Origin of the sequence: Catenibacterium sp. (assembly GCF_052354645.1) — a bacterium.
Classification (GTDB): Bacteria; Bacillota_I; Bacilli_A; order Erysipelotrichales; family Coprobacillaceae; genus Catenibacterium; species Catenibacterium mitsuoka_A.
The window spans coordinates 1-2,657 of the sequence record NZ_DAWDDM010000267.1; the positions used below are offsets into that span (position 1 = coordinate 1).

3 protein-coding genes are annotated in these 2,657 nt (G+C 34.6%); all 3 read right to left on the reverse strand.

All coding sequences use genetic code 11. The features are described from left to right. On the reverse strand, nt 1-915 hold a 915-nt coding region (gene nusA / locus ACT8VG_RS09745; protein WP_444195748.1), incomplete at its 3' end, for a transcription termination factor NusA. Nucleotides 916-927: 12 nt separating this feature from the next. After that, a complete protein-coding gene (gene rimP, locus ACT8VG_RS09750) occupies nt 928-1,389 on the reverse strand; it encodes a ribosome maturation factor RimP (protein WP_022424333.1) in 462 nt (153 codons plus the stop codon). A gap of 113 nt (nt 1,390-1,502) precedes the next feature. Beyond that, nucleotides 1,503-2,657: helix-hairpin-helix domain-containing protein (locus ACT8VG_RS09755; protein WP_444195749.1), on the reverse strand; the 1,155-nt coding region annotated here is incomplete at its 5' end.

The following is a 2,657-nucleotide window of genomic DNA, read 5'->3' on the forward strand; positions in this document are numbered from 1 at the left end:
GTTCTTAGAATGATTTAATTTCACTCTTTCAACCTTAGCTGGAGAAAGAGCATGAGAAATGAATGTTACAGGATCTTCAGACCATTCAATAATATCGATCATTTCACCATCTAATTCTTCAACAACATTTCTAACACGATTTCCCTTTGGACCAACACATGCACCGATAGGATCAATATCAGGATTTGCTGTATAAACCGCAATCTTAGAACGTTCACCTGCTTCTCTAGATACTGATTTGATTTCTACAGTTCCTTCGAAGATTTCAGGTACTTCCATTTCAAATAAACGCTTTACTAATCCTTCATGAGTACGAGATACGCTGATATGAGTACCTTTAGTAGTACGTTCTACTTCACTCACATAAACCTTAACATGTTCACCTTCAACTAAAGTTTCACCAGGAATCTGGTCTTTAGATGAAAGAAGTGCACCTGTCTTACCAATGTTGATAATTGCGAATCTTTCTTCTACACGATCTACAGTACCATTGATAATTTCATCAAGTTTATTGATATATTCATTATATAAAGCTTCTTTTTCAGCTTCTCTGATCTTCTGTCTTAATAACTGTTTAGTTTGAATTGCAGCTAAACGACCAAATTCAGAAATATCAGCTTCTTCAACAACTTCATCTCCAACCTGATATTTTGGATCAATTTCCTGTGCTTCTTCAATAGAATATTCAAAATCTTCATCATTTACATCATCTACAACATAATGAGTTGTAAAGATTCTGATTTTTCCATCATCATCAATCTTACAATCAACGATTGATTCTGCTCCACTATAGTTTTTCTTATATGACTTAGCAAGTGCTTCAGTCAATGCTTCAATTACAATAGCGCTATCTAGCCCTTTATCTTCAATAAGATTTTCAAGAGCTGATTTGTAACCTTTATCCTTTTTCGCCACGTTTTTTACCTCCTAGAACTTTACAGCGAGTCTGATGAATTTAATATCATCATAGTTTATAGTCATTTTCTTTCTTACAGCTTTCACCATATACTGGATCAATAATTCCTGGCCATCAATAGAGGCTAATGTTCCTTCTAGAGAATCAATTCCATTCTTTGGATTCTTCAAATCAATATGAACATATGAGCCAACATGAGCTTCTACCTGCTCAAAAGTCTTTAATGGCTTTTCAATTCCTGGAGAAGATACTTCAAGATAATACTCGTCCTTGATTAAATCAAGTTCATCTAACTTTTCACTTACAGCTTCACTGACTGCAACACAAGTATCCATGTCAAGATTTCCATCATTCTTTTCAATGAAGACACGTAAATACCATTCTCCTTTTTCCTTTACATATTCCATTGAATCAAGATGGCATTCAAATGAAGCAATAATAGGCAATAAGCCTTCTTTAATTTTCTCTAGCATAGAACCTCCTATTCAATAAATAACGAGAGGGTCTCCCCTCTCGTCTTTTGCTAAATCGAGTATAGCACAGTTAAATGTATAAGTCAAATAATGTTGAAAAACACGTAAAAAAACTATAAATCAAAGATTGTAAGCTGATCACTTTCAGAAAAGCCATTTAAAACGCCCATCTTCTGCAGTGTCTCAATATGAGTTCCTGAAAGACGTGTTCTCTTTTTAATGTCTTCAATAGAAGTGAAAGGTCTCTCCTTTCTTGCTTCTACTACTGAGTCACCAACGGCATCACCTAATCCATCAATAGAAGTAAAAGGAGGAATAATAGCTGTTGGATCATCTGGATGACAAATAAACTTTCTAGAATCAGATTGATCAAGAGAAATCTTACTAAACTTTAGGCCTCTTTCAAACATTTCTAAGGCAACCTCAAATACAGTAATCAAACCTTCTTCTTTATTAGATGCTTTATGTTCAGCCTTTAACTTTAAACATTCCTGATATTTATCATATACCGCTTCTTTTCCAGCAATAAGTGTCTCAATATCATAGAAATCACATCTAGTCGTAAAGTATACAGCATAATATTCTCTTGGATAATATAATTTCCACCAAGCTACACGTATGGCACTTAATACATATGCAACGGCATGGGCTTTAGGGAACATGTATTTAATCTTTAAACATGAATCAATATACCATTGTGGCACATTATGTTTCTTCATGAGTTCAACATAACCCTTTTGAGGGAATACTTTAGGTGACTTACCTTTACGTACACATTCCATGATATCAAAAGCATCCTTGTTAGGAAGTCCCTTTTCAATTAAGTAAACCATGATATCATCACGACATCCGATAACCTGCTGTAATGTACATGTACCTGACTTAATCAATGTCTCCGCATTGCCTAGATATACGTCAGTCCCATGAGATAATCCAGAGATAATAACTAATTCATTAAAGCTTTTTGGATGTGTCTGTTCAAGCATGCCACGGACAAACTTTGTACCAAATTCTGGTAACCCTAAGGCACCTGTCTTACAGTTTAAGAATGATAGATCGCAGCCTAATGCTTTAGAACTATTAAATAAGCTCATAACCTTCTGGTCATTTGTAGGAATAGACTTTGGATCAACACCTGTCATATCCTGAAGCATACGAATAACAGTAGGATCGACATGCCCTAAAATATCTAATTTTAATACGTTATCTTGAATCTTATTTATATCGAAGTGAGTTGTAAGATATTCAGCATTTAGATCGTCTGCAGG

Bases quoted from the DNA above. Each gene is read 5' to 3' on its own strand.
- rimP (WP_022424333.1), bottom strand. From the start codon at position 1,389: ATGCTAGAGAAAATTAAAGAAGGCTTATTGCCTATTATTGCTTCATTT.